At 70.9% G+C, this 24948-nt stretch carries 21 protein-coding genes and 1 pseudogene; 18 read left to right on the plus strand and 4 right to left on the minus strand.

Going from position 1 to position 24948, the window contains the following annotated elements; genetic code table 11:
• Positions 1-23 precede the first annotated feature (23 nt).
• On the minus strand, positions 24-1694 hold the full coding sequence (locus ABZ154_RS23655; RefSeq protein ID WP_356835654.1) for a hypothetical protein: 1671 nt from the start codon (positions 1692-1694) through the stop codon (positions 24-26).
• 154 nt (positions 1695-1848) lie between these two features.
• Positions 1849-4080 carry an elongation factor G-like protein EF-G2 gene (locus tag ABZ154_RS23660; protein ID WP_356835656.1) on the minus strand — a complete coding sequence of 744 codons (2232 nt, stop codon included), beginning with the start codon at positions 4078-4080 and terminating at the stop codon, positions 1849-1851.
• 338 nt (positions 4081-4418) lie between these two features.
• On the opposite strand from ABZ154_RS23660, the gene pgsA reads away from it, so the two are divergent.
• The 16 genes and pseudogenes from pgsA to ABZ154_RS23740 all read left to right on the plus strand — a co-directional run.
• Positions 4419-5099, plus strand: coding sequence for a phosphatidylinositol phosphate synthase (gene pgsA, locus ABZ154_RS23665; RefSeq protein ID WP_356835658.1), 681 nt, complete (start codon positions 4419-4421; stop codon positions 5097-5099).
• Complete coding sequence (locus ABZ154_RS23670) at positions 5096-6007, plus strand: phosphatidylinositol mannoside acyltransferase (protein ID WP_356835660.1); 912 nt, start codon at positions 5096-5098, stop codon at positions 6005-6007. The genes pgsA and ABZ154_RS23670 overlap by 4 nt, the downstream gene beginning before the upstream one ends.
• The gene (locus tag ABZ154_RS23675; protein WP_356835662.1) at positions 6004-7164 is read left to right on the plus strand and encodes a glycosyltransferase family 4 protein; all 1161 of its coding nucleotides are present in this window, start codon (positions 6004-6006) and stop codon (positions 7162-7164) included. The genes ABZ154_RS23670 and ABZ154_RS23675 overlap by 4 nt, the downstream gene beginning before the upstream one ends.
• Positions 7165-7223: 59 nt before the next feature.
• Positions 7224-7772 carry a hypothetical protein gene (locus tag ABZ154_RS23680; protein WP_356835664.1) on the plus strand — a complete coding sequence of 183 codons (549 nt, stop codon included), beginning with the start codon at positions 7224-7226 and terminating at the stop codon, positions 7770-7772.
• A gap of 259 nt (positions 7773-8031) precedes the next feature.
• Positions 8032-8952: a pyridoxal 5'-phosphate synthase lyase subunit PdxS gene (gene pdxS, locus ABZ154_RS23685; protein ID WP_356835666.1), complete on the plus strand. Its 921-nt coding sequence runs from the start codon at positions 8032-8034 to the stop codon at positions 8950-8952.
• A gap of 6 nt (positions 8953-8958) precedes the next feature.
• Positions 8959-9591 carry a pyridoxal 5'-phosphate synthase glutaminase subunit PdxT gene (gene pdxT, locus ABZ154_RS23690; protein ID WP_356835668.1) on the plus strand — a complete coding sequence of 211 codons (633 nt, stop codon included), beginning with the start codon at positions 8959-8961 and terminating at the stop codon, positions 9589-9591.
• Between the two features lie 61 nt (positions 9592-9652).
• On the plus strand, positions 9653-10405 hold the full coding sequence (locus ABZ154_RS23695) for a YebC/PmpR family DNA-binding transcriptional regulator (RefSeq protein WP_097869224.1): 753 nt from the start codon (positions 9653-9655) through the stop codon (positions 10403-10405).
• Between the two features lie 155 nt (positions 10406-10560).
• On the plus strand, positions 10561-11184 hold the full coding sequence (gene ruvC, locus ABZ154_RS23700) for a crossover junction endodeoxyribonuclease RuvC (RefSeq protein WP_356835669.1): 624 nt from the start codon (positions 10561-10563) through the stop codon (positions 11182-11184).
• Positions 11181-11807 carry a Holliday junction branch migration protein RuvA gene (gene ruvA / locus ABZ154_RS23705; protein ID WP_356835671.1) on the plus strand — a complete coding sequence of 209 codons (627 nt, stop codon included), beginning with the start codon at positions 11181-11183 and terminating at the stop codon, positions 11805-11807. Before ruvC ends, ruvA begins: the two co-directional genes overlap by 4 nt.
• A gap of 29 nt (positions 11808-11836) precedes the next feature.
• Positions 11837-12925 (plus strand): Holliday junction branch migration DNA helicase RuvB, encoded by a 1089-nt coding sequence (ruvB, locus tag ABZ154_RS23710; protein WP_356835673.1) that lies wholly within the window; start codon positions 11837-11839, stop codon positions 12923-12925.
• 166 nt (positions 12926-13091) lie between these two features.
• The gene (yajC, locus tag ABZ154_RS23715; RefSeq protein WP_356835675.1) at positions 13092-13583 is read left to right on the plus strand and encodes a preprotein translocase subunit YajC; all 492 of its coding nucleotides are present in this window, start codon (positions 13092-13094) and stop codon (positions 13581-13583) included.
• 149 nt (positions 13584-13732) lie between these two features.
• A complete protein-coding gene (gene secD / locus ABZ154_RS23720) occupies positions 13733-15493 on the plus strand; it encodes a protein translocase subunit SecD (protein ID WP_356835677.1) in 1761 nt (586 codons plus the stop codon).
• A gap of 1 nt (position 15494) precedes the next feature.
• On the plus strand, positions 15495-16604 hold the full coding sequence (gene secF, locus ABZ154_RS23725) for a protein translocase subunit SecF (protein WP_356835679.1): 1110 nt from the start codon (positions 15495-15497) through the stop codon (positions 16602-16604).
• The gene (locus tag ABZ154_RS23730; protein ID WP_356835681.1) at positions 16604-17155 is read left to right on the plus strand and encodes an adenine phosphoribosyltransferase; all 552 of its coding nucleotides are present in this window, start codon (positions 16604-16606) and stop codon (positions 17153-17155) included. The genes secF and ABZ154_RS23730 overlap by 1 nt, the downstream gene beginning before the upstream one ends.
• A gap of 148 nt (positions 17156-17303) precedes the next feature.
• Entirely contained in the window at positions 17304-19910 is a 2607-nt protein-coding gene (locus tag ABZ154_RS23735) for a bifunctional (p)ppGpp synthetase/guanosine-3',5'-bis(diphosphate) 3'-pyrophosphohydrolase (RefSeq protein ID WP_356835682.1), read from the plus strand.
• Between the two features lie 125 nt (positions 19911-20035).
• Positions 20036-20344 (plus strand): annotated as a pseudogene (locus ABZ154_RS23740) (transposase); the annotation flags it as partial.
• Between the two features lie 76 nt (positions 20345-20420).
• Here ABZ154_RS23740 and ABZ154_RS23745 read toward each other — a convergent pair.
• Positions 20421-21650, minus strand: coding sequence for a DUF349 domain-containing protein (locus ABZ154_RS23745; RefSeq protein ID WP_356835684.1), 1230 nt, complete (start codon positions 21648-21650; stop codon positions 20421-20423).
• Positions 21651-21855: 205 nt separating this feature from the next.
• On the minus strand, positions 21856-22650 hold the full coding sequence (locus ABZ154_RS23750; protein ID WP_356835686.1) for a peptidylprolyl isomerase: 795 nt from the start codon (positions 22648-22650) through the stop codon (positions 21856-21858).
• A gap of 148 nt (positions 22651-22798) precedes the next feature.
• On the opposite strand from ABZ154_RS23750, the gene ABZ154_RS23755 reads away from it, so the two are divergent.
• Positions 22799-23488 (plus strand): MBL fold metallo-hydrolase, encoded by a 690-nt coding sequence (locus ABZ154_RS23755; RefSeq protein WP_356835687.1) that lies wholly within the window; start codon positions 22799-22801, stop codon positions 23486-23488.
• A gap of 20 nt (positions 23489-23508) precedes the next feature.
• Complete coding sequence (gene hisS / locus ABZ154_RS23760; protein WP_356835689.1) at positions 23509-24771, plus strand: histidine--tRNA ligase; 1263 nt, start codon at positions 23509-23511, stop codon at positions 24769-24771.
• Positions 24772-24948 lie beyond the last annotated feature (177 nt).

Here is a 24948-nt window from a genome sequence, read left to right on the forward strand (position 1 = left end):
GCCCTTCCCCATGTACGCACCGACTACGCGTCGTAGACGTCGGCCTTGCGCGGGGCCGGGTCCTGGACGAGGCCGCTCAGTATCATCGAGCGGCTGTCGAAGCGCTCGGTGTCCACGCCGTTCTCCGCGAGGACCCGCATCGCCGCCGAGTGGACCACGCGCAGCACCGGCGTGGCCGCGCGCATCGCGTCGTCCGCCATGAAGCGGTGGTTCCACGGCTTGGCGGCCCAGGCATGCCGCAGTCCGAAGGGCTCCGGAAGCACTATCTTCCCGCCCAGGTAGTCCAGCAACGGCGGATACCAGGTGAAGGGCGCCCGCAGGGCGAGCCGGACGACCTCCCTGGCCTCCACCACCGGCAGCTGGATTTCCCGGGTCTCCCAGAACCTGACGGTCTTGTTGACCGTCTTGGTCCGCGCCTCGGGCTTGGCGAAGAACAGCCCGTGCACCGGACCCAGAGCGTGTCCGGTGACCTCGATGCGCAGTGTCTCGTGGAGCACGGTCACCGTGATCATCATCGTGATGACGAGCTGGCCGTCCCAGAGGGTGAACTGCACGCCCAGGTAGTGCCGGTCACCGCTGCCGAACTGCTGGTGGTTGCAGATCCGCTGTATCTCGTGCGGCTTCACCTGGAAGGTCGCGACGTCCTCCCCTTCGGGGCGGGAGACGGAGTCGGCGTTCTCGCCGATGGGGGAGACGATCCAGTGCTTCACGGACGGCTTGGGGAAGCCGCCGGTGTTGAGCGGGCCGCGCTCCAGCATCTTCAGCTGGTCGTGGATGATCCGGATCAGGTCCCAGCTGCGGAACTGGTGGATCTCCTTCGTCGGGTCCTTCGGGGTCAGCTCCTCGGCCAGCTGCCAGCTGCCCCACCGGGTGCCCATGCCGAGGATGCCCTTGGGGCCGGCGTAGAAGACGGCGTTGGACTGCTGCTCGGCGGTGAGCTTCTCCAGCCCCTGGCGCAGCGCCTCGCGCGCGGTCTCGTTGGGGTTCTTCGGCACCGCCTCCGGGATCTTGGCGATGACCCCGGTGCCGGACAGCAGCCCGTCCCAGCGGGCCCGCAGATCCCTCGCGGAGGTCTCCGCGATCCGCTTGGCGAGGAACCAGCCGATCAGCGGGGCGACGATCGCCCCCCGGACGTAGAGGGTCCAGAACCCGTCCGTCGGCAGCTTCCACAGCAGGACCAGCGCACCGACTCCGAACGCGGCGAGCAGCACTGTGCCGACCGCCCGGAACGCGCCGTCCTTCGACTTGGCGAGGGCGTCCTTGATGCGGAAGGCGATGACCCAGGCGATCATCCCCGGCAGGAACAGGAAGCCGAACACCGCGGTCACCATCGTGAGCCGGGTGTCGCGCGCCTTGCGGAGGTTGGTCGCCGACAGACAGTGCTCCACCACCGTCTGCGGATCGGTGCCGAAGGACTGGATGAGCGCCTTGCGGGAGCCGCCCAGCATGCGTTCCTGTACGGCGCGGGAGAAGGCCTCGCCGAGATTCGGCTTGAAGTAGTCGGACTTGAAGAGCTTGGAGGCCCCCGCCTTCACCGCGGATTTGTGCCACTCGCTGTTGGCGTCGAGGATCTTCTCCACCGGGGTGTCGCGGTACGCGGCTGACGCCAGGGCGTTGGTCGCCACCGACTGGCCGGCGGACCCCTGGATCGGGATCTGCGCCCCGGGTGAGAAGTCGAATACGTCGTTGGCCACTGTCGCCCCCACTCGCCGCACGGTCTGCTCCTGCGGGTGTGCCCAACTACCGTACGCGGCATACCTTCTGAGCTGCGACCACAGCGTATCGTCCGGACCCCCGCACCGTCCGTCACCCGCCGGGACGCGGGGGGTGTTTGCGACAGTGCGCCGGTCACGCGCCGGGTGATCCTTCCTCCTGCTCCGCGCGGACCCGGTCGGAGAGCTGCGGCGGCATCGCCTCGAACCGGGCGTGCGTACGGTCGAACCGGCCGGTGCCATGGGTCAGGGAGCGCAGGTCGAGCGCGTACCGGCCGATCTCCGCCTCCGGCACCTCGGCCCGTACGAGAGTGCGCCCGCCGGGACTCTGCTCGGTGCCCGCCACCCGGCCGCGCCGCCCCGACAGGTCGCTCATCACCGGGCCCACGTAGTCGTCCGGGACCAGCACGGTGACCTCGCAGACCGGCTCCAGGAGCTGGATACGGGCGTTCGCCGCGGCCTCGCGCAGGGCGAGCGCCCCCGCGGTCTGGAAGGCGGCGTCGGAGGAGTCCACCGAGTGTGCCTTGCCGTCGAGCAGCGTGACCCGTACGTCGACGAGCGGATGCCCGGCGGACAGCCCCCGGGCGGCCTGGGCCCGTACGCCCTTCTCCACCGACGGGATGAACTGGCGGGGCACCGACCCGCCGACGACCTTGTCCACGAACTCGATGCCGCTGCCCGCCGGCAGGGGATCCACCTCGATCTCACAGATCGCGAACTGCCCGTGTCCGCCGGACTGTTTGACATGCCGTCCGCGCCCGGCCCCCCGCCCGCCGAACGTCTCGCGCAGTGCGACCCGGTGCGGCTCGGCGTCGACCTGGACGCCGTAGCGGTTGCGCAGCCGCTCCAGGGCGACCTCCTGGTGGGCCTCGCCCAGGCACCACAGGACGACCTGGTGGGTGTCCGGGTTCTGTTCCAGGCGCAGAGTGGGGTCCTCCGCGATCAGCCGCGCCAGAGCGTGGGAGAGTTTGTCCTCGTCCGCCTTTCCGTGCGCCCGCACGGCCGTGGGGAGCAACGGGTCCGGGGCCGACCAGGGTTCGATGAGGAAGGGGTCGCCGGAGGCGGAAAGGGTGTCGCCGGTCTCCGCCTCGCCCAGCCGGGCCACACAGACCAGGTCACCCGCGACGCACCGGTCCACCGGATGCTGCCGCCGGCCGAACGGCGAGGCCAGGGCCGTCACCCGGACCTCCGCCTCGTGACAGGGGCGCGGCTCCTGACCCGCCGCGTCCAGGCCGTGGCCGCACAGGTGCACGGTGTGGTCGGGCCGCAGGGTGCCGGAGAAGACCCGCACCAGCGAGACCCGGCCCGCGTACGGGTCGGACGACGTCTTGACGACCTCCGCGAGCAGCGGGCCCTGCGGGTCGCAGGCCGGGGCGGTCCGGGGCTCGCCGGATGGTGTGGTGACGACGGGCGGGGTGCGCTCCAGCGGGGTCGGGAAGCCGCGCGTGATCAGTTCCAGCAGCTCCACCGTGCCGATACCCTGCCGGGCGCCATCGGCCGCGGGCGCGGCGGCCAGCACGGGAAAGAAGGTGCCCCGGGCGACGGCCCGCTCCAGATCCGCGACCAGTGTCGATATGTCGATACCGTTGCCTCCGTCGTCGAGGTACCGCTCCATGAGCGACTCGTCCTCGCTCTCGGCGATGATCCCCTCGATCAGCCGGTCGCGGGCCTCCTTCAGCGGTGCCTCCTGGTCGGGCGCGGGCGGCAGCTCGGCCCGCTCCCCAAAGGAGTGGTCCAGGATCCGCTGCGTGAGCAGCCCGGTCAGTCCGGTGAGCGGGGCATGCCCGTCGGCGCCCTCGGGGCCGAGGACCGGCAGACAGAGGGGGAGTACAGCATCGGGGTCGTCGCCGCCGAACGTCTCCGAGCAGATCCGCGTCATCTCCTCGAAGGAGGTGCGCGCGGTGTCGAGATGGGTGATGACGATCGCCCGGGGCATCCCGACGAGCGCGCACTCCTCCCACACCGCCTGCGTGGTCGCGGCCACGGACTCGGCCCCCTGGGCCGCCGAGACGACGAAGAGGGCCGCGTCCGCCGCCCGCAGACCGGCCCGCAGCTCCCCGACGAAATCGGCGTATCCGGGGGTGTCCAGCAGGTTGACCTTGCAGCCGTCCCACGCCACCGGGACCACCGAGAGGTGGACGGAGCGGTGCCGGCGCCGCTCGATCCCGTCGTGGTCGGAGACGGTCGCCCCGTCCTCGACCCGGCCCGCCCGGTTGAGCGCCCCAGCGGTCAGGGCCAGGGCCTCGGCCAGCGTGGTCTTGCCCGATCCGCTGTGGCCGACCAGCACCACGTTCCGTACGGCGGAGGGGTGGCCTGCCGCCGGTACTCCTCCGGCGGCCCCGGGGGGTGCGTGCGTCTTCTCGCCCATGGTGTGCCTCCCGGTGGGTGACGCGGTGCGGGGAGCGATGGTGACGGGTACGGGAAGGCCGCTCGCGGCGGCCTCGGCGACGCCCGCGGTCCTTCGAGCTTGGCACCCGGGCGCCGACGCGTCCATACGTCGCGCGGCGGCCTGCCGACCCCGGCCGGTGAGCCCTCACGGCCCGGGCCCGGAGGCAGCGGGCCCCTCTCGGCCCGGATCCCGACGGAGGCGGTCCGGTGACACCCCTGCGGGCGGGTGCCCGTCCGGTGGAGGGCACCGGTCGTGACTACGATGGGCCAGCCGGTGGCCGAAGGGGCCGCTCGGCCAACCGAACCCTCGGGAAAGCCATGCTGAACAAGTACGCGCGTGCATTTTTCACGCGTGTCCTCACACCGTTCGCCGCCCTGCTGCTCCGCCTCGGGGTCAGCCCCGACGCGGTCACTCTTATCGGCACGGCCGGAGTGATGGCAGGTGCGCTGGTCTTTTTCCCGATGGGGGAGTTCTTCTGGGGCACCATCGTCATCACGCTCTTCGTCTTCTCCGACCTCGTCGACGGCAACATGGCCCGGCAGGCCGGGATCTCCAGCCGCTGGGGCGCGTTCCTCGACTCCACGCTGGACCGGGTCGCCGACGGGGCGATCTTCGCCGGCTTCGCCCTCTGGTACGCGGGCAGCGGTGACGACAACATCCTGTGCGCCGTCGCCATCTTCTGCCTGGCCAGCGGCCAGGTGGTCTCGTACACCAAGGCGCGCGGCGAGTCGATCGGCCTGCCGGTCGCGGTGAACGGGCTGGTGGAGCGCGCCGAACGCCTGGTCATCTCGCTGGTGGCCGCCGGCCTCGCCGGACTCCACGCGTTCGGCGTCCCCCACATCGACATCCTGCTCCCGATCGCCCTGTGGATCGTCGCCGCGGGCAGCCTGGTGACGCTGATCCAGCGCGTGGTGACCGTGCGCCGCGAGTCCGCGGAGGCCGACGCGGCCGCCGCCGTCGACGGTGCGGCGGAGCAGGGCAGCGGGGCCGACCGGTGAGCGCTCTGAAGGGCCGGATCACCGACGGCCTGTACGGGCTCGGCTGGGGCGCCGTGAAGAAGCTGCCCGAGCCCGCGGCCGCCGCCCTCTTCCGCACCATCGCCGACCAGGCCTGGAAGCGGCGCGGCAAGAGCGTGCTGCGCCTGGAGTCGAACCTGGCGCGCGTCGTCCCGGACGCCAGCCCGGCGCGGCTGGCCGAGCTGTCCAAGGCCGGGATGCGCTCGTACATGCGGTACTGGATGGAGTCGTTCCGGCTGCCGACCTGGAGCCCGCAACGGATCAAGGACAGCATCGACGTCACCGGCACCGACCGGCTGGCCGAGGGCCTGGACGCCGGGCGCGGTGTCATCGTGGCCCTGCCGCACCTGGCCAACTGGGACCTCGCCGGCGCCTGGGTCACCACCGACCTGAAGGTGCCGTTCACCACCGTCGCCGAACGCCTGGAGCCGACCACGCTCTACGACCGCTTCGTCGCCTACCGCGAGGGCCTGGGCATGGAGGTCCTGCCGCACAGCGGAGGGGCAGCCTTCGGGACCCTCGCCCGGCGGCTGCGTGCGGGCGGCCTGGTCTGCCTGGTCGCCGACCGGGACCTCTCCGCCTCCGGGGTGGAGGTGTCGTTCTTCGGTGCCACCGCCCGGATGCCCGCCGGCCCGGCCCTGCTCGCCCAGCAGACGGGCGCGATGCTGCTGCCGGTGACCCTCTCGTACGGCAGCACGCCGGTGATGAAGGCGCTCATCCACCCTGCGGTCGAGGTGCCGCAAGAGGGCACCCGCGCGGAGAGGACCGCCACCATGACCCAGCAACTGGCCGATGCCTTCGCCCTCGGTATCGCCGAACACCCTCAGGACTGGCACATGCTCCAGAGGCTCTGGCTGGACGACCTGGACCCCCGGGGGGAATCCACGTGAAGATCGGCATCGTCTGCCCGTACTCCTGGGACGTGCCGGGCGGCGTGCAGTTCCACATCCGGGATCTGGCCGAGCACCTCATCGGGCTCGGCCACACCGTCTCCGTCCTGGCTCCGGCCGACGACGAGACACCGCTGCCCCCTTACGTCGTCTCGGCGGGCCGGGCCGTCCCGGTCCCGTACAACGGCTCCGTCGCCCGGCTGAACTTCGGCTTCCTGTCGGCCGCCCGGGTACGCCGCTGGCTGCACGACGGCACCTTCGACGTGATCCACATCCACGAGCCGACCTCCCCGTCGCTCGGCCTGCTCGCCTGCTGGTCGGCGCAGGGCCCGATCGTGGCCACCTTCCACACCTCCAACCCGCGCTCCCGGGCGATGATCGCCGCGTATCCGATCCTCCAGCCCGCCCTGGAGAAGATCAGCGCGCGGATCGCGGTGAGCGAGTACGCGCGGCGCACCCTGGTCGAGCACCTCGGCGGGGACGCCGTGGTCATCCCGAACGGCGTCGACGTCGGCTTCTTCGCCAGGGCCGAGCCGAAGGCCGAGTGGCAGGGCCGGACCCTCGGCTTCATCGGCCGCATCGACGAACCCCGCAAGGGGCTGCCGGTCCTGATGAAGGCCCTGCCCGCCATCCTCGCCGCCCACCCCGAAGCCCGGCTGCTGGTCGCCGGGCGCGGCGACGAGGAGGAGGCGGTGGCATCACTGCCGAAGGAGCTGCGCGAGCGCGTCGAGTTCCTCGGCATGGTCAGCGACGAGGACAAGGCCCGGCTGCTGCGCAGCGTCGATGTGTACGTGGCCCCGAACACGGGCGGCGAGAGCTTCGGCATCATCCTGGTCGAGGCGCTGTCGGCGGGTGCGCCGGTGCTCGCGAGCGACCTGGACGCCTTCGCCCAGGTGCTGGACCAGGGGGCGGCGGGTGACCTCTTCACCAACGAGGACGCCGACGCGCTGGCCACCGCCGCCATCCGGCTGCTGGCCGACCCGGAGCGCCGGGCCGGACTGCGGGAGCGGGGCGAGGCCCACGTACGGCGCTTCGACTGGTCGACGGTCGGGGCGGACATCCTCGCGGTGTACGAGACGGTGACGGACGGGGCCGCCTCGGTGGCGGAGGACGAGCGGTCCGGGCTGCGGGCCCGGTTCGGGCTGGCGCGGGACTGAGGACGGGCCGGGGCCTCCCGTTGAAGTAGAGCGGCGCGGCGACGGTAGCGTGTGCGACCGTGACCGTAACCCTCATCGTCTGGATCGTCGTCGCCCTCATCGCGATCGGCGTCTACCTCAGCTGGACCGCCGGCCGCCTGGACCGCCTGCACTCCCGGATCGACGCCGCCCGCGCCGCACTCGACGCCCAGCTGCTGCGCCGCGCCTCGGTCACCCAGGAGCTGGCCACCTCCGGCGTCCTGGACCCGGCCGCCTCCATCGTGCTGTACGAGGCCGCGCACGCCGCGCGGCAGGCCGAGGAGGACCACCGCGAGGTCGCCGAGAGCGAGCTGAGCACCGCCCTGCGCGCCGTCTTCGGCGAACCGGCCCAGGTGGAGGCGGTGAAGGAGGTCCCCGGCGGGGAGGACGCGGCCACCGAACTGGCCGCCGCCGTACGCCGCGTACCGATGGCCCGGCGCTTCCACAACGACTCCGTGCGCGCCGCCCGGGCCCTGCGCCGGCACCGCACCGTGCGGCTGTTCCGGTTGGCCGGCCACGCACCGTTCCCGCTCGCCTTCGAGATGGACGACGCCCCGCCGGTGGCCCTGGCGGACCGCCCCGGGACCTGAATCCGGACCGTCCGGGTATCTGGGGCCGGACCGCCCCGGGACCTGAGACCGGACCGCCCCGGGACCTGATTCCGGACCGTCCGGGTACCTGGGGCCGGACCGCCCCGCGCATGACACCGGACCGCCCCGGGACCTGATCCGGAGACGGGTCCCGGGCCAAAACGATCCACGGCCTGTCCATTGGCCCTTGCTGTGGACTGGTCGCACAGCGTTTGCTCAGCGGTGCAGTATCCAGCGTCTTTTCACCGAGTGAGGTCCCGTGTCCACGCTTCCCAGCACCCCGCAGTCCGCCGAGTCCCCCGTCATCGGCACCGCCCGCGTCAAGCGCGGCATGGCCGAGCAGCTCAAGGGCGGCGTGATCATGGACGTCGTCGACGCCGAGCAGGCGAAGATCGCCGAGGACGCGGGCGCCGTGGCCGTCATGGCCCTGGAGCGGGTCCCGGCCGACATCCGCAAGGACGGCGGCGTGGCCCGGATGTCCGACCCCAACATGATCGAGGAGATCATCGCGGCCGTCTCCATCCCGGTCATGGCCAAGTCCCGCATCGGCCACTTCGTCGAGGCCCAGGTGCTCCAGTCCCTCGGCGTCGACTACATCGACGAGTCCGAGGTCCTGACCCCGGCCGACGAGGTCAACCACAGCGACAAGTTCGCCTTCACCACCCCCTTCGTCTGTGGCGCCACCAATCTGGGCGAGGCCCTGCGCCGCATCGCCGAGGGCGCGGCCATGATCCGCTCGAAGGGCGAGGCCGGCACCGGCAACGTCGTCGAGGCCGTCCGCCACCTGCGCCAGATCAAGAACGAGATCGCCCGCCTGCGCGGCTTCGACAACAACGAGCTGTACGCCGCCGCCAAGGACCTGCGCGCCCCCTACGAGCTGGTCAAGGAGGTCGCCGAGCTCGGCAAGCTGCCGGTCGTGCTGTTCTCCGCCGGTGGTGTGGCCACGCCGGCCGACGCCGCGCTGATGCGCCAGCTCGGTGCCGAGGGCGTCTTCGTCGGCTCCGGCATCTTCAAGTCCGGCGACCCGGCCAAGCGCGCCGCCGCCATCGTGAAGGCCACCACCTTCTACGACGACCCGAAGGTCATCGCGGACGCCTCCCGCAACCTGGGCGAGGCCATGGTCGGCATCAACTGCGACACCCTGCCCGAGTCCGAGCGCTACGCCAACCGCGGCTGGTAACCACTGATGAGCGACACCCCTGTGATCGGCGTCCTCGCGTTTCAGGGCGACGTACGGGAACACCTGATCGCCCTGGCCTCGGCCGACGCCCAGGCCAGGCCGGTCCGGCGTCCCGAGGAGCTCGCCGAGGTCGACGGCCTGGTCATCCCCGGCGGGGAGTCCACCACCATGTCCAAGCTGGCGGTCCTCTTCGGCATGATGGAGCCGCTGCGTGAGCGGGTCCGGGCCGGGATGCCGGTCTACGGCACCTGCGCCGGGATGATCCTGCTCGCCGAGAAGATCCTGGACCCTTCCCCGAGCTCTCAACTCCGTCCGGGCAGGGGACACCCCACTTCGGGCCAGGAGACCGTCGGCGGCATCGACATGATCGTGCGGCGCAACGCCTTCGGCCGGCAGAACGAGTCCTTCGAGGCCGCGGTCGAGGTCGACGGGATCGAGGGCGGCCCGGTGGAGGGCGTCTTCATCCGCGCCCCCTGGGTGGAGTCCGTCGGGGCCGAGGCCGAGGTCATCGCCGAGCACGGCGGCCACATCGTGGCCGTACGGCAGCGAAATGTCCTCGCCACGTCGTTCCATCCCGAACTGACCGGCGACCATCGCGTGCACGCTCTGTTCGTGGACATGGTGCGCGCAGTGAAGTGAGCGGACCCCGGTAGGATCTCTCGGGTTCGACTCGATTTTGGTGACGCGAAGGAGAAGGCAGATGTCCGGCCACTCTAAATGGGCTACGACGAAGCACAAGAAGGCCGTGATTGACGCCAAGCGCGGCAAGCTCTTCGCGAAGCTGATCAAGAACATCGAGGTCGCGGCGCGCTCCGGCGGCGTGGACCCCGATGGCAACCCGACCCTCGTCGACGCCATCCAGAAGGCGAAGAAGAGCTCCGTCCCGAACAAGAACATCGACTCCGCGGTCAAGCGCGGCGGCGGTCTCGAAGCGGGCGGCGCCGACTACGAGACGATCATGTACGAGGGCTACGGCCCCAACGGTGTGGCGGTGCTCATCGAGTGCCTCACCGACAACCGCAACCGTGCCGCATCCGACGTACGTGTCGCGATGACCCGGAACGGCGGCTCGATGGCCGACCCGGGCTCCGTCTCGTACCTCTTCAACCGCAAGGGCGTCGTGATCGTCCCCAAGGGCGAGCTGGCCGAGGACGACGTCCTCGGTGCCGTGCTCGACGCGGGTGCCGAGGAGGTCAACGATCTCGGTGAGACCTTCGAGGTGGTCAGCGAGGCCACCGACATGGTCGCGGTGCGCACCGCCCTCCAGGAGGCGGGCATCGACTACGACTCCGCCGAGGCCAACTTCCTGCCGACCATGCAGGTCGAGCTGGACGAAGAGGGCGCGCGCAAGATCTTCAAGCTCATCGACGCGCTGGAGGACAGCGACGACGTGCAGAACGTCTTCGCCAACTTCGACGTGTCCGACGAGGTCATGGAGAAGGTCGACGCCTGAGGCGCGAGTGGCACAGCTCGGTAGGACGGGCCGACGGGGACACATCCCGTCGGCCCGTCGTCTTGTCGGATGCGACGGATTGTCAGCGCGAGCCGATAGCCTGCGGGAACAGATGAACGAGTAGGCAGAGCGAGCGGCGAGGGCAGGGGGGCTCCATGCGGGTGCTGGGCGTTGACCCGGGGCTGACCCGGTGCGGTGTCGGCGTGGTCGAAGGGGTCGCGGGCCGCCCGCTGACCATGATCGGCGTCGGCGTCGTGCGCACCTCCGCCGACGCGGAGCTCGGCGACCGGCTCGTCGCGATCGAGCGTGGGATAGAGCAGTGGCTGGACGAGCACTCCCCGGGTTACGTGGCAGTGGAGCGGGTCTTCGCCCAGCACAACGTCCGTACGGTGATGGGCACGGCCCAGGCCAGCGCGGTGGCCATGCTCTGCGCCGCCCGCCGCGGCATCCCCGTCGCCCTGCACACGCCCAGCGAGGTCAAGGCCGCCATCACCGGATCGGGCCGCGCGGAGAAGGCGCAGGTCGGAGCCATGGTGGCCCGGCTCCTGAGGCTGGACGCACCCCCCAGGCCCGCCGACGCCGCCGACGCCCTCGCGCTCGCGATCTGCCACATCTGGCGCGCGCCCGCGCAGAACCGGCTCCAGCTGGCGGTCGCCGCCCACCGCACCCCGGGCGCGTCCCGTACGCAGCCCACGCCCGGCATCTCCCGTACGCCTGGCATCTCCCGCACGTCCGCCGCATCCCGCACGCCTCGCACGCTGAAAGGCCCCACCGCATGATCGCCTTCGTCTCCGGCCCGGTGGCCGCCCTCGCCCCGGCCACGGCCGTCATCGAGGTCGGCGGTATCGGCATGGCCGTCCAGTGCACCCCGCAGACCCTGGCCGGCCTGCGCATCGGTCAGGAGGCCAGGCTCGCCACCTCCCTCGTCGTGCGGGAGGACTCCCTCACGCTGTACGGCTTCGCCGACGACGACGAGCGCCAGGTCTTCGAACTGCTCCAGACCGCCAGCGGCGTCGGCCCCCGGCTGGCCCAGGCCATGCTCGCCACCCACAGCCCCGACGCGCTCCGCCTCGCCGTCTCCACCGGCGACGAGAAGGCCCTCACGGCCGTCTCCGGCATCGGGAAGAAGGGCGCCCAGAAGCTGCTGCTCGAGCTCAAGGACCGGCTCGGCGCACCGGTCGGCGCGCACATCGGCCAGCAGGGCATCGGCACCCCCCACGCCTCCGGCTGGCGCGACCAGCTCCAGGCCGCGCTCATCGGCCTCGGCTACGCGAGCCGCGAGGCCGACGAGGCCGTCCAAGCCGTCGCCCCGCAGGCCGAGGCCGCCGTCGCCGAGGGCGTCGCACCCCCCGTGCCGCAGTTGCTGCGGGCCGCCCTGCAGACTCTCAACCGCGCACGCTGACCGGCACCGAACCACCGAAGAGGCCCTTGATGAACTGGGACGAGACCGGCTCCGAGACCGACGAGCCGACCGGGCCCGTCTTCGACGACCGGCTGGTCGACGCCGGCCACCTCGACGGCGAGGACACCGCGGTCGAGGCGGCCCTGCGCCCCAAGGACCTGGACGAGTTCGTCGGCCAGGAGACGGTCCGCGAACAGCTCGACCTGGTCCTCAAGGCGGCCCGCGCCCGCGGCGCCACCGCCGATCACGTGCTGCTCTCCGGCGCCCCCGGCCTGGGCAAGACGACCCTCTCGATGATCATCGCGGCGGAGATGAACGCCCCGATCCGGATCACCTCGGGCCCCGCCATCCAGCACGCCGGCGACCTCGCGGCGATCCTCTCCTCCCTCCAGGAGGGCGAGGTCCTCTTCCTCGACGAGATCCACCGCATGTCGCGGCCCGCCGAGGAGATGCTCTACATGGCGATGGAGGACTTCCGCGTCGACGTCATCGTCGGCAAGGGCCCCGGCGCCACCGCGATCCCGCTGGAACTGCCGCCGTTCACCCTGGTCGGCGCGACCACCCGGGCCGGGCTCCTGCCGCCCCCGCTGCGCGACCGCTTCGGCTTCACCGGTCACATGGAGTTCTACGCCCCCGCCGAGCTGGAGCGCGTCATCCACCGTTCCGCCCGCCTCCTGGACGTCGAGATCGACGTCGAGGGTGCCGCCGAGATCGCCGGACGCTCCCGGGGCACCCCCCGTATCGCCAACCGCCTGCTGCGCCGCGTCCGGGACTACGCCCAGGTCAAGGCCGAGGGCACGATCGACCGGTCCATCGCGGAGGCGGCCCTCAAGGTGTACGAGGTTGACGCCCGGGGTCTCGATCGGCTGGACCGTGCGGTGCTCGGCGCGCTGCTGAAGCTCTTCGGCGGCGGACCGGTCGGCCTGTCCACCCTCGCGGTCGCCGTGGGGGAGGAGCGCGAGACCGTCGAGGAGGTCGCCGAACCCTTCCTCGTACGGGAAGGACTGCTGGCCAGGACGCCGCGCGGCCGGGTGGCGACGCCGGCGGCCTGGGCACACCTGGGGCTGGTTCCGCCGCCCCACGGAGCAAAGGGACAACAGGGCCTGTTCGGGGCGTGATGCGTCACAGGTTCGCGCGCACAGGAACCACGGTGCCATGCTGGGCGTTGTTCCAACGATGCGGACTCGCTTAGACTCCGCCGATGCCGCCCTTAAAGGTCGGTGTACCCACCCCCGTATATACAGGCCGCATGCCAGCGCGGTCGTGCGAAGGAATTCCCGTCCCGTGGATATCTTGACTCTCCTCCCCTTCATCGTGCTCATCGGGGCCATGTTCCTGATGACCCGCTCCGCCAAGAAGAAGCAGGCGGCAGCCGCGCAGATGCGCAACGCCATGCAGCCCGGTACCGGCGTCCGGACGATCGGGGGCATGTACGCGACCGTCAAGGAAGTCCACGACGACACCGTCATCCTCGAAGTCGCCCCCGGGGTGCACGCCATCTACGCGAAGAACTCGATCGGTGCCGTCCTGGACGACGCGGAGTACAACCGCATCGTGCACGGCGACGACGAAGAGCTGGACGCGGACGGCACGGTCGTGCCCGACGACGCCTCCTCGCTGACCGGTGAGCCCGACGTGGACAAGGCGGACGTCGCCAAGATCGACCTGGGCAAGGACGAGGCGGCCGACAAGGACGCCGAGACCGAGACCGAGGACGCGGCGGCCAAGGACGCCAAGGGCGAGGGCAAGACCGACGGCGAGTCCGACACCAAGTAGTTCTCACGGTCCCGGGGACGTCGCGCGCCCACCGGCGCGCGGCGTCCCCGGGACCGTGCAGGTCGTCTGCGGGGGCGGGTCCCCACAACACTTCGTGGCCGCTCGGGCGCGTACCGGCGCGGGGCGGTTGGACAGGGAGAAACGAGAAGGTGGCAGCACCCAAGAAGGGCCGAGGGCCGTCCGGCGGTCAGGGGAGGCCGGGGCGTTCCCTGGTCATGATCCTCATCGCCATGGTCGCGCTCACCGGCGGGATGTTCCTGTCCGGGCACACCACGCCGCGGCTGGGCATCGACCTGGCCGGCGGGACGTCGATCACGCTCGAGGCGCAGAACCAGCCCGGCAAGCCGAACGCGATCAACAAGACCAATATGGACACCGCGGTCGGGATCATCGAGCGGCGTGTCAACGGTCTGGGCGTCTCCGAGGCCGAGGTCCAGACCCAGGGCGATCGCAACATCATCGTCAACATCCCCAAGGGGACGAACTCCAAGCAGGCCCAGGAGCAGGTCGGCACCACCGCCCAGCTCTACTTCCGGCCCGTTCTGACGGTGGCGGCGAGCGGCCCCGAGCAGCCGGCGCCCACCGGCACCGCGACACCGACTCCGTCGGGCAGCGCCACGCCGAGCGGCGATGCGTCTCCCGATGGCGAGGACAAGGGCGACAAGGCCACCCCCTCCGCGAGCGCCACCACGCAGGGCCGCGCGGTCACCGAAGGCCTGAAGAAGGCCCCCACCCCGACCCCCACGGACTCCGGCGAGCCCAAGCCGTCCGACACCCCTGAGGCCTCTCCCTCGGCTGACCCGGCGACGGCGAAGCTCCAGGAGGAGTTCGCCAAGCTCGACTGCACCGATCCCGAGCAGCGTTCGGCGGCGGGTAAGAACGCCCTGCCCACCGACTCCATCGTCGCCTGTGGCTCGAACGTCCCCGGCAGCTACGAGAAGTACGTGCTCGGCCCCGCCGAGGTCTCCGGCAGCGACGTCGACGACGCCGAGGGCGCCATCGACCAGCAGACCGGCGAGTGGATCGTGTCGATGGAGTTCACCTCCAAGGGCGCGAAGAAGTTCCAGACGATCACCAGTCGGCTCTCGCAGCAGCAGCCGCCGATGAACCAGTTCGCGATCGTCCTGGACGGCGAGGTCGTCTCCGCACCCTCGGTGCGCACGGCGCTCAGCAAGAACGCCCAGATCTCCGGCAGCTTCAACCAGCAGTCCGCCGAGGACCTCGGCAACATCCTCTCCTACGGAGCGCTTCCGCTGACCTTCGAGGAGGTCAGCGTCACCACCGTGACCGCCGCCCTCGGCAGCGAGCAGCTCAAGGGAGGCCTGATCGCCGGTGCCATCGGTCTCGCGCTGGTCGTCATCTACCTGGTCGCCTACTACCGCGGCCTGGCGTTCATCGCGCTGCTGAGCCTCCTGGTCTCCGGCATGCTGACGTACACGATCATGGCCTTGCTGGGCCCGGCCATCGGCTTCGCGCTGAACCTGCCGGCGGTCTGCGGTGCCATCGTCGCGATCGGCATCACAGCGGACTCGTTCATCGTGTACTTCGAACGCGTGAGAGACGAGATCCGCGAGGGCCGCACGCTGCGCCCGGCCATCGAGCGCGCCTGGCCCCGGGCCCGCCGCACCATCCTGGTCTCCGACTTCGTGTCGTTCCTGGCGGCCGCGGTGCTCTTCCTCGTCACCGTCGGCAAGGTCCAGGGCTTCGCGTTCACGCTCGGCCTGACCACGCTGCTGGACGTCGTCGTGGTGTTCCTCTTCACCAAGCCCCTGATGACGCTGATGGGCCGGACCAAGTTCTTCTCCCAGGGCGGTCCCTGGTCCGGTCTGGACCCGAAGCGGCTCGGCGCCCAGCCCCCGCTCCGCCGCTCGCGCCGTGTCAGCGCTTCCACCGAACCGAAGGAGGCGTGAGATGTCGCGACTCGGCAATCTCGGCGCCCGGCTCTACCGAGGCGAGGTCGGTTACGACTTCATCCGTAACCGCAAGATCTGGTACGGCGTCTCGATACTGATCACCATCACGGCCATCATCGGCGTGGCGGTCGGCGGCCTGAACATGGGCATCGAGTTCAAGGGCGGCGCGGTCTTCACGACCGACAGCAAGGCCCAGATCTCGACCTCCCAGGCCACGGACGTGGCGACCGAGGCCTCCGGTCACCAGGCCATCGTCCAGGAGCTCGGCAACGGCGGTCTGCGTATCCAGATCACCGAGGTCGGCACGGCCAAGGCCAACGAGATCAAGGAGACCCTCTCCGAAGAGCTGGGTATCCCGGCCGAGGAGATCAACGCCGACCTGGTCGGCCCCAGCTGGGGTGAGCAGATCGCCAACAAGGCCTGGACGGGCCTGGTGGTCTTCATGGTCCTGGTGGTGCTCTATCTGGCGATCGCCTTCGAGTGGCGGATGGCCGTCGCCGCCCTCATCGCGCTGATCCACGACATCACCATCACGGTCGGTGTCTACGCTCTGGTGGGCTTCGAGGTCACTCCGGGCACGGTGATCGGTCTGCTGACCATCCTCGGTTACTCCCTGTACGACACGGTGGTGGTCTTCGACAGCCTCAAGGAGGGCCAGAAGGACATCACCAAGCAGACCCGCTTCACGTACAGCGAGATCGCCAACCGGTCGATCAACAGCACGCTGGTCCGCTCCATCAACACCACCGTGGTGGCGCTGCTGCCGGTGGCCGGCCTGCTCTTCATCGGTGGCGGTGTCCTCGGCGCCGGCATGCTGAACGACATCTCGCTGTCGCTCTTCGTCGGCCTCGCCGCCGGTGCGTACTCCTCGATCTTCATCGCCACCCCGCTCGTCGCCGACCTCAAGGAACGCGAGCCGCAGATGAAGGCGCTGAAGAAGCGGATCCTCGCCAAGCGCGCGGCCGCCGCCGCCCGGGGCGAGGCCCCCGAGGACGACGGCCCCGCCTACCGGCAGGACCAGGCCCCCGAGGACGTCGAGACCGCGGGCGCCGTGGTGGGCCAGCGTCAGCAGCCCCGCGGCCACGGCCGCACACCGGGGAAGCGCTGATGACCAGCACCACCGAATCCACCAGGGAGCTGCTGCTCAGCCGGATCCGCGACGTCGCGGACTATCCGAAACCGGGCGTGGTGTTCAAGGACATCACCCCGCTGCTGGCGGACCCGGTGGCCTTCACGGCGCTCACCGACGCCCTCGCGGAGCTGTGCGTCCGGCACGGCGCCACGAAGATCGTCGGCCTGGAGGCGCGCGGCTTCATCCTGGCCGCGCCCGTCGCCGTCCGGGCGGGCATCGGCTTCGTACCGGTCCGCAAGGCCGGGAAACTCCCCGGCGCCACGCTCGCCCAGGCCTACGAGCTGGAGTACGGCAGCGCGGAGATCGAGATCCACGCCGAGGACCTCGACCCCGAGGACCGGATCATGGTCATCGACGACGTCCTGGCCACCGGCGGCACCGCCGAGGCCTCGCTGGAGCTCATCCGGCGGGCCGGCGCCCAGGTCGCGGGCGTCGCGGTCCTCATGGAGCTCGGCTTCCTCGCGGGCCGGGCCCGGCTGGAGCCGGGGCTGCGGGGCGCTCCGCTGGAAGCGCTGATCACGGTCTGAGAACCCCCGAGCGGAAAGGGCGGGTACCCGGGAACATCCGGGTGCCCGCCCTTCGTTCTCCAAGCTCTCACCGTCCCCGGGCGAGGACCCGCCGGGGGATCGTTACCATGGGCTCTCCGGGTAACCCGGATCCGCACGAGGAGCGCTCTTGCCAGACGAGGCCCAGTCAGCCGCCGCCCCGCAGCCCGATAAGCCCGCGGCGGCCCCCGCCACGCCCGGGAAGGCCGCGCCCTCGAACGCGCCGAAGCCCGCGCCCCCGGAGCCCGAGGCCGGTCCCGCGCGCCCTCAGCCCTCCGTGAAGCCTGCCGAACCGACGCAACCGGCCACCCCTGCCGGCCCGGAGCCCAAGGCCCAGCCTCCCGCCGGGCCGGCCGCCGCACCTCAGCCGAAGCCCCCGGCCCCCACCCCCCCGGCTCCCGTGAAGCCCGCCGTGCCGGCCGGTGCCGCCCCCCGCTCCGGCGGCTCCTCCAACCGGGTGCGGGCCCGCCTCGCCCGACTGGGCGTACAGCGCTCCAGCCCGTACAACCCGGTCCTGGAACCCCTGCTGCGTACGGTCCGGGGCAACGACCCCAAGATCGAGACGGCCACCCTCCGCCAGATCGAGCGCGCCTACCAGGTGGCCGAGCGCTGGCACCGCGGCCAGAAGCGCAAGAGCGGCGATCCGTACATCACGCACCCCCTCGCCGTCACCACGATCCTCGCCGAGCTGGGTATGGATCCGGCCACCCTGATGGCCGGGCTGCTGCACGACACCGTCGAGGACACCGAGTACGGCCTGGACACCCTCAAGCGCGAGTTCGGCGACCAGGTCGCCCTCCTCGTCGACGGCGTCACCAAGCTGGACAAGGTCAAGTTCGGCGAGGCCGCGCAGGCCGAGACCGTGCGCAAGATGGTCGTCGCCATGGCCAAGGACCCCCGCGTCCTGGTCATCAAGCTCGCCGACCGGCTGCACAACATGCGCACCATGCGCTACCTCAAGCGGGAGAAGCAGGAGAAGAAGGCCCGCGAGACGCTGGAGATCTACGCCCCGCTGGCGCACCGGCTGGGCATGAACACCATCAAGTGGGAGCTGGAGGACCTCGCCTTCGCGATCCTCTACCCCAAGATGTACGACGAGATCGTCCGCCTCGTCGCCGAGCGGGCCCCCAAGCGCGACGAATACCTCGCCATAGTGACCGACGAGGTCCAGTCCGACCTGCGCGCCGCCCGCATCAAGGCCACCGTCACCGGCCGCCCCAAGCACTACTACAGCGTCTACCAGAAGATGATCGTGCGAGGCCGCGACTTCGCCGAGATCTACGACCTGGTGGGCATCCGCGTCCTCGTCGACACGGTCCGCGACTGCTACGCGGCGCTCGGCACCGTCCACGCCCGGTGGAACCCGGTGCCCGGGCGGTTCAAGGACTACATCGCGATGCCCAAGTTCAACATGTACCAGTCGCTGCACACCACGGTGATCGGTCCCAGCGGCAAGCCCGTCGAGCTCCAGATCCGTACGTTCGACATGCACCGCCGCGCCGAGTACGGCATCGCCGCGCACTGGAAGTACAAGCAGGAGGCCGTCGCGGGAGCCTCCAAGGTCCGCACCGACATCCCCAAGAACACCGGCCGCGGCCAGGACACCGTCAACGACATGGCGTGGCTGCGCCAGCTCCTGGACTGGCAGAAGGAGACCGAGGACCCCAGCGAGTTCCTGGAGTCCCTGCGCTTCGACCTCTCGCGCAACGAGGTCTTCGTCTTCACGCCGAAGGGCGACGTGATAGCGCTGCCCGCCGGCGCGACCCCCGTCGACTTCGCGTACGCCGTCCACACCGAGGTCGGCCACCGGACCATAGGAGCACGCGTCAACGGGCGGCTCGTCCCGCTCGAATCGACCCTCGACAACGGCGACCTGGTGGAGGTCTTCACCTCCAAGGCGGCCGGCGCCGGACCCTCCCGGGACTGGCTCGGCTTCGTCAAGTCGCCGCGCGCCCGCAACAAGATCCGGGCGTGGTTCTCCAAGGAGCGCCGGGACGAGGCCATCGAGCAGGGCAAGGACGCCATCGCGCGGGCGATGCGCAAGCAGAACCTGCCGATCCAGCGCATCCTGACCGGCGACTCCCTGGTCACCCTCGCCCACGAGATGCGCTACCCCGACATCTCCTCGCTGTACGCGGCGATCGGCGAGGGCCATGTCGCGGCGGCCGGCGTCGTGCAGAAGCTGGTGCAGGCGCTCGGCGGCCACGACGAGGCCAACGAGGACCTCGCCGAGTCCACCCCGCCATCGCACGGCCGCAGCAAACGCCGCGCCAACGCCGACCCCGGCGTCGTCGTCAAGGGCGTCGAAGACGTCTGGGTCAAGCTGGCCCGCTGTTGTACGCCCGTCCCCGGCGACCCGATCATCGGCTTCGTCACCCGGGGCAGCGGCGTCTCCGTGCACCGCGCCGACTGCGTCAACGTGGAGTCGCTCTCCCAGCAGCCCGAGCGGATCCTCGAGGTCGAATGGGCCCCCACCCAGTCCTCGGTCTTCCTGGTCGCCATCCAGGTCGAGGCGCTGGACCGCTCCCGGCTGCTGTCCGACGTCACCCGGATCCTCTCGGACCAGCACGTGAACATCCTGTCGGCGGCCGTCCAGACCTCCCGCGACCGGGTGGCCACCTCGCGCTTCACCTTCGAGATGGGCGACCCGAAGCACCTGGGCCACGTCCTGAAGGCCGTACGCGGCGTGGAGGGCGTCTACGATGTCTACCGGGTCACCTCGGCCCGCAGGCCGTAGCAGCGGCACCCGCAGGTCGTAGCAGCGTCAGCGGAGAGGCCCCGGTACGCGATGCGGATGCCGTTGGTCCCTCGCAACCGTCCACGACGGCGTGACGGTCCCGGACATCCATGACTCGCCGGCGACGCGGGACTGCCCGCGACGAACACCAAACCGTGCGAACGGCCCGGGTTGAGCAGCGAACCGATACCTGGAAAGAGCGATACAGGATCCGCGCCGGCGTCGAGGGCGCCATCGCCCGAGCCGTCAACCGCTGCGACCTACGCAGATCCCGCTACCGCGGCCTTGCCAAGACCAGCCTCCAGCACCAACGCGCCGGCGCCGCAGTCAGCCTCGCTCGCATCGACGCCCACCTCACCGGCACCCCCCGAGCCCGCATCCGCACCAGCCACTTCGCAGCACTTCGCCCCGCCGACCACAAGGTCGACGGGGCGAAGCAGGAAGGCCCCGGATTAACCAACAGCATCCGCGATTGCGTACCGGTCCTTCTGGCAGCCCTCAGCCCCGGCTTCAGCCGCCGAACTCCTCCAGGCCCTTCAGGGCCTGGTCCAGCAGCGCCTGCCGGCCCTCAAGCTCCTTGGCCAGCTTGTCCGCGCGGGCGTTGTTGCCCGAAGCGCGCGCGGTGTCGATCTGGCCGCGCAGCTTGTCCACGGCGGCCTGGAGCTGACCGGTCAGACCCTCGGCGCGGGCCCGCGCCTCCGGGTTCGTCCGGCGCCACTCGGATTCCTCGGACTCCTGGAGCGCCCGCTCCACCGCCTGCATCCGGCCCTCGACCTTGGGCCGGGCGTCACGCGGTACGTGGCCGATGGCCTCCCAGCGCTCGTTGATGCCCCTGAAGGCGGCCCGGGCCGCCTTCAGGTCCTTCACCGGCACCAGCTTCTCGGCCTCGGTGGCGAGATCCTCCTTGAGCTTGAGGTTCTCGCCCTGCTCGGCGTCCCGCTCCGCGAAGACCTCGCCGCGGGCGGCGAAGAAGACGTCCTGGGCGCCGCGGAAACGGTTCCACAGGTCGTCCTCGGCCTCGCGCTGGGCGCGGCCCGCCGCCTTCCACTCGGTCATCAGGTCGCGGTAGCGCGCGGCCGTGGTCACCCAGTCCGTGGAGCCGGACAGCGCCTCGGCCTCGGTGACGAGCTTCTCCTTGGCCTTACGGGCGTCCTCGCGCTGGGCGTCCAGCGCGGCGAAGTGGGCCTTGCGCCGCTTGGAGAACGCCGAGCGGGCGTGCGAGAAGCGGTGCCACAGCTCGTCGTCCGACTTGCGGTCCAGGCGGGGGAGACCCTTCCAGGTGTCCACCAGCGCCCGCAGCCGCTCACCGGCCGACCGCCACTGCTCGCTCTGCGCCAGCTCCTCCGCCTCGGCGACCAGCGCCTCCTTGGCGTGCTTGGCCTCGTCGGTCTGCTTGGCCTTGAGGACCTTGCGCTCCTCGCGCCGCGCCTCGACCGTCGCCACGAGCGCGTCCAGCCGCTTGCGCAGCGCGTCCAGGTCGCCCACCGCGTGGTGCTCGTCCACCTGCTGCCGCAGGTGGTCGATCGCGGTCGTCGCGTCCTTCGCGGACAGATCGGTGGTCTTCACCCGCCGTTCGAGGAGGCCGATCTCGACCACGATGCCGTCGTACTTGCGCTCGAAATAGGCCAGAGCCTCCTCGGGGGAACCGGCCTGCCACGATCCGACGATCTGCTCGCCGTCGGCTGTACGCACGTACACGGTGCCCGTCTCGTCGACGCGGCCCCACGGGTCGCTGCTCACAGCGCCTCCTCCACCTGATGCCTGCGAGGGGGTTCGCCCCCCGGGCATCGTCCACAGTTTCCTCGGGCGGGCCTCGCCCGCCCTGCACAACGCCAATCTAGGCGACCGGCCGCCCGGCTGTCCGCACTCAGCGCGGCCGAAATTATCCGCTCCCGCCCGGCGGCCCGGGGTGCGAGACCCCCCACCCCGGGGCCGTGCGGCCGGATCAGCTCTTCTTCACGGTCGCCTTCTCGATCTCCACGGCCTTCTTCGGCGCACCGTCGCCCGCGCCGCCCTCGACGCCCGCGGCGCCGACCTTCTCCACGTTCTTCAGGGAGGCCTTGTCGAGCGTGCCGAACGGGGTGTAGGTGGGGGGCAGCTTCGTGTCCTTGTAGACCAGGAAGAACTGGCTGCCGCCGGAGTCCGGCTGGCCGGTGTTGGCCATCGCCACCGTGCCCGCCGGGAACGTCACGGTGCCGTCGTCCCCCGCCTTGCCGAGGGCCGTGAGGTTCTCGTCCGGGATGTTGTAGCCGGGACCGCCGGTGCCGTCACCCTTCGGGTCACCGCACTGCAGGACGAAGATGCCCTGCGTGGTGAGGCGGTGGCACTTCGTCCCGTCGAAGTAGCCCTTGTCGGCGAGCGCCTTGAAGGAGTTCACCGTCTGCGGGGTCTTCGCCGCGTCCATGGCGAACGCCATGTCGCCCTGGCTCGTCCCCAGCGACATTGTGTACGTCGCCCTCTTGTCGATCTCCATCGGCGGCAGGGGAGCCTTGCTCTCGCTCTCCGAGGGCGTCGGCTCCGGGCTCTGGCTCGCGGCCGCTTCGGTCTTCTTGTCGTCCTTGCCGTCGTCCTTGCCCGCCACGACGAACGCGCTCACCCCGACGACGGCGACCACGGCCACCGAGGCCGCGACGATCGCGGTGATGCGCCTCGTCCGGTGACGGGCTTCCTCCCGGCGCTTCTGCTGGCGCTCGAACTTCTCCCGGGCGAGCTGCCGCCGCCGCTGTTCGCTGCTGGACACCGGTTGGGCTCCTTGTTACGTCGTGAGATCGGGGCTGGGCTGCCCGTACCGTATATGGGTTACCTGTGTCATGAGGAGCGCCGGTAGGCTCTGATCTGCTGCATCCTTCACCGCTGCCGCATCCTCCGGACGAACATTAAGGACGATCGTGCTCATTGCCGGGTTCCCCGCCGGGGCCTGGGGGACCAATTGCTACCTGGTCGCCCCCGCCGCCGGTGAGGAGTGCGTGATCATCGACCCGGGCCACCAGGCCGCCCAGGGCGTCGAGGAAGCGCTGAGGAAGCATCGGCTCAAGCCCGTCGCCGTCGTGCTCACCCACGGCCACATCGACCACGTCGCCTCGGTCGTCCCCGTCTGCGGCGCCCATGACGTCCCCGCCTGGATCCACCCCCAGGACCGCTACATGATGAGCGACCCGGAGAAGGCGCTCGGCCGCTCCATCGGGATGCCGCTCATGGGCGAGCTGACCGTGGGGGAGCCGGACGACGTCAAGGAGCTGACCGACGGCTCGAAGCTGACCCTGGCCGGGCTGGAGTTCGGCGTCTCGCACGCGCCCGGCCATACCAAGGGGTCGGTGACGTTCGGGATGCCCGGGGCCGCGGACATTCCGCCGGTCCTCTTCTCGGGCGACCTGCTCTTCGCCGGCTCCGTCGGACGTACCGACCTGCCCGGCGGCGACCACGCCGAGCTGCTCGAGTCGCTGGCCCGTGTGTGCCTGCCGCTCGACGACTCGACCGTGGTGCTGTCCGGCCACGGCCCCCAGACGACCATCGGCCGCGAGCGAGCCACCAATCCGTTCATGAACGGTCTGGACGCGTCGCCGCGCCGAGGACTGTAGAAGACGAGAGACGCAACCACGTGAGCACCTTCCAGGCCCCCAAGGGCACGTACGACCTGACCCCGCCGGATTCCGCGAAGTTCCTGGCGGTGCGCGAGGCCATCTCCGCTCCCCTGCGCGACTCCGGCTACGGCTACATCGAGACACCCGGCTTCGAGGACGTCGAACTCTTCGCCCGCGGTGTCGGTGAGTCCACCGACATCGTCACCAAGGAGATGTACACCCTCACCACCAAGGGCGGCTCCCAGCTGGCGCTGCGCCCCGAGGGCACCGCCTCCGTGCTGCGCGCGGCTCTGCAGGCCAACCTCCACAAGGCCGGCAACCTCCCCGTCAAGCTCTGGTACTCCGGCTCGTACTACCGCTACGAGCGCCCGCAGAAGGGCCGCTACCGCCACTTCTCGCAGGTCGGCGCCGAGGCCATCGGCACCGAGGACCCGGTCCTGGACGCCGAGCTGATCATCCTGGCCGACCAGGCGTACCGCTCGCTGGGCCTGCGCCAGTTCCGCATCCTGCTGAACTCGCTCGGCGACAAGGAGTGCCGCCCCGTCTACCGGGAAGCGCTCCAGACCTTCCTGCGCGACCTCGACCTCGACGACGAGACCCGCCGCCGCATCGAGATCAACCCGCTGCGCGTCCTGGACGACAAGCGGCCCGACGTACAGAAGCAGCTCACCGACGCGCCCAAGCTCCGCGACTACCTCTGTGACGCCTGCAAGGCGTACCACGAGGAGGTCCGCTCGCTGCTGACGGCAGCAGGGGTCGTGTACGAGGACGACGAGAAGCTCGTCCGCGGCCTCGACTACTACACCCGCACCACCTTCGAGTTCGTCCACGACGGTCTCGGCTCGCAGTCCGCGGTGGGCGGCGGCGGCCGCTACGACGGCCTCTCCGAGATGATCGGCGGCCCCGCCCTGCCGTCGGTCGGCTGGGCCCTCGGCGTGGACCGCACGGTCCTCGCCCTGGACGCCGAGGGCGTCGAGCTCGCCCTCCCCGTCACCACCAGCGTCTACGCCGTCCCCCTCGGCCAGGAGGCACGCAGGGCCCTGTTCACCGTCGTCACCGAACTGCGCCGCGCAGGCATCGCCGCCGACTTCGCCTTCGGCGGCCGCGGCCTGAAGGGCGCGATGAAGAGCGCCAACCGCTCGGGCGCGCGCTACACCCTGGTGGCCGGCGAACGCGACCTGGCCGAGGGAGCCGTCCAGCTGAAGGACATGGAGTCCGGCGAGCAGAGCGCGGTGCCGCTGGCCGAGGTCGTCGCGGAGCTGACGAAGCGGCTGGGCTGAGACACGGCGGAACGGGGCGCGGCGGGGGAGGGCTTCACGCTTCCTCGCCGCGCTTCCTCGTTGCGCGCCCGGCCCCCTACGTCAACACGGAGAGGCGCGCTTCATCCCGCCAAACCGTTTCCGCCCCAGGCGGCCCGGACCGTGCCGGACGCCCGCCGGTGGGCCGGGACCCGCCCA

The organism is Streptomyces sp. NPDC006261 (assembly GCF_040613515.1).
Lineage (GTDB): Bacteria > Actinomycetota > Actinomycetes > Streptomycetales > Streptomycetaceae > Streptomyces.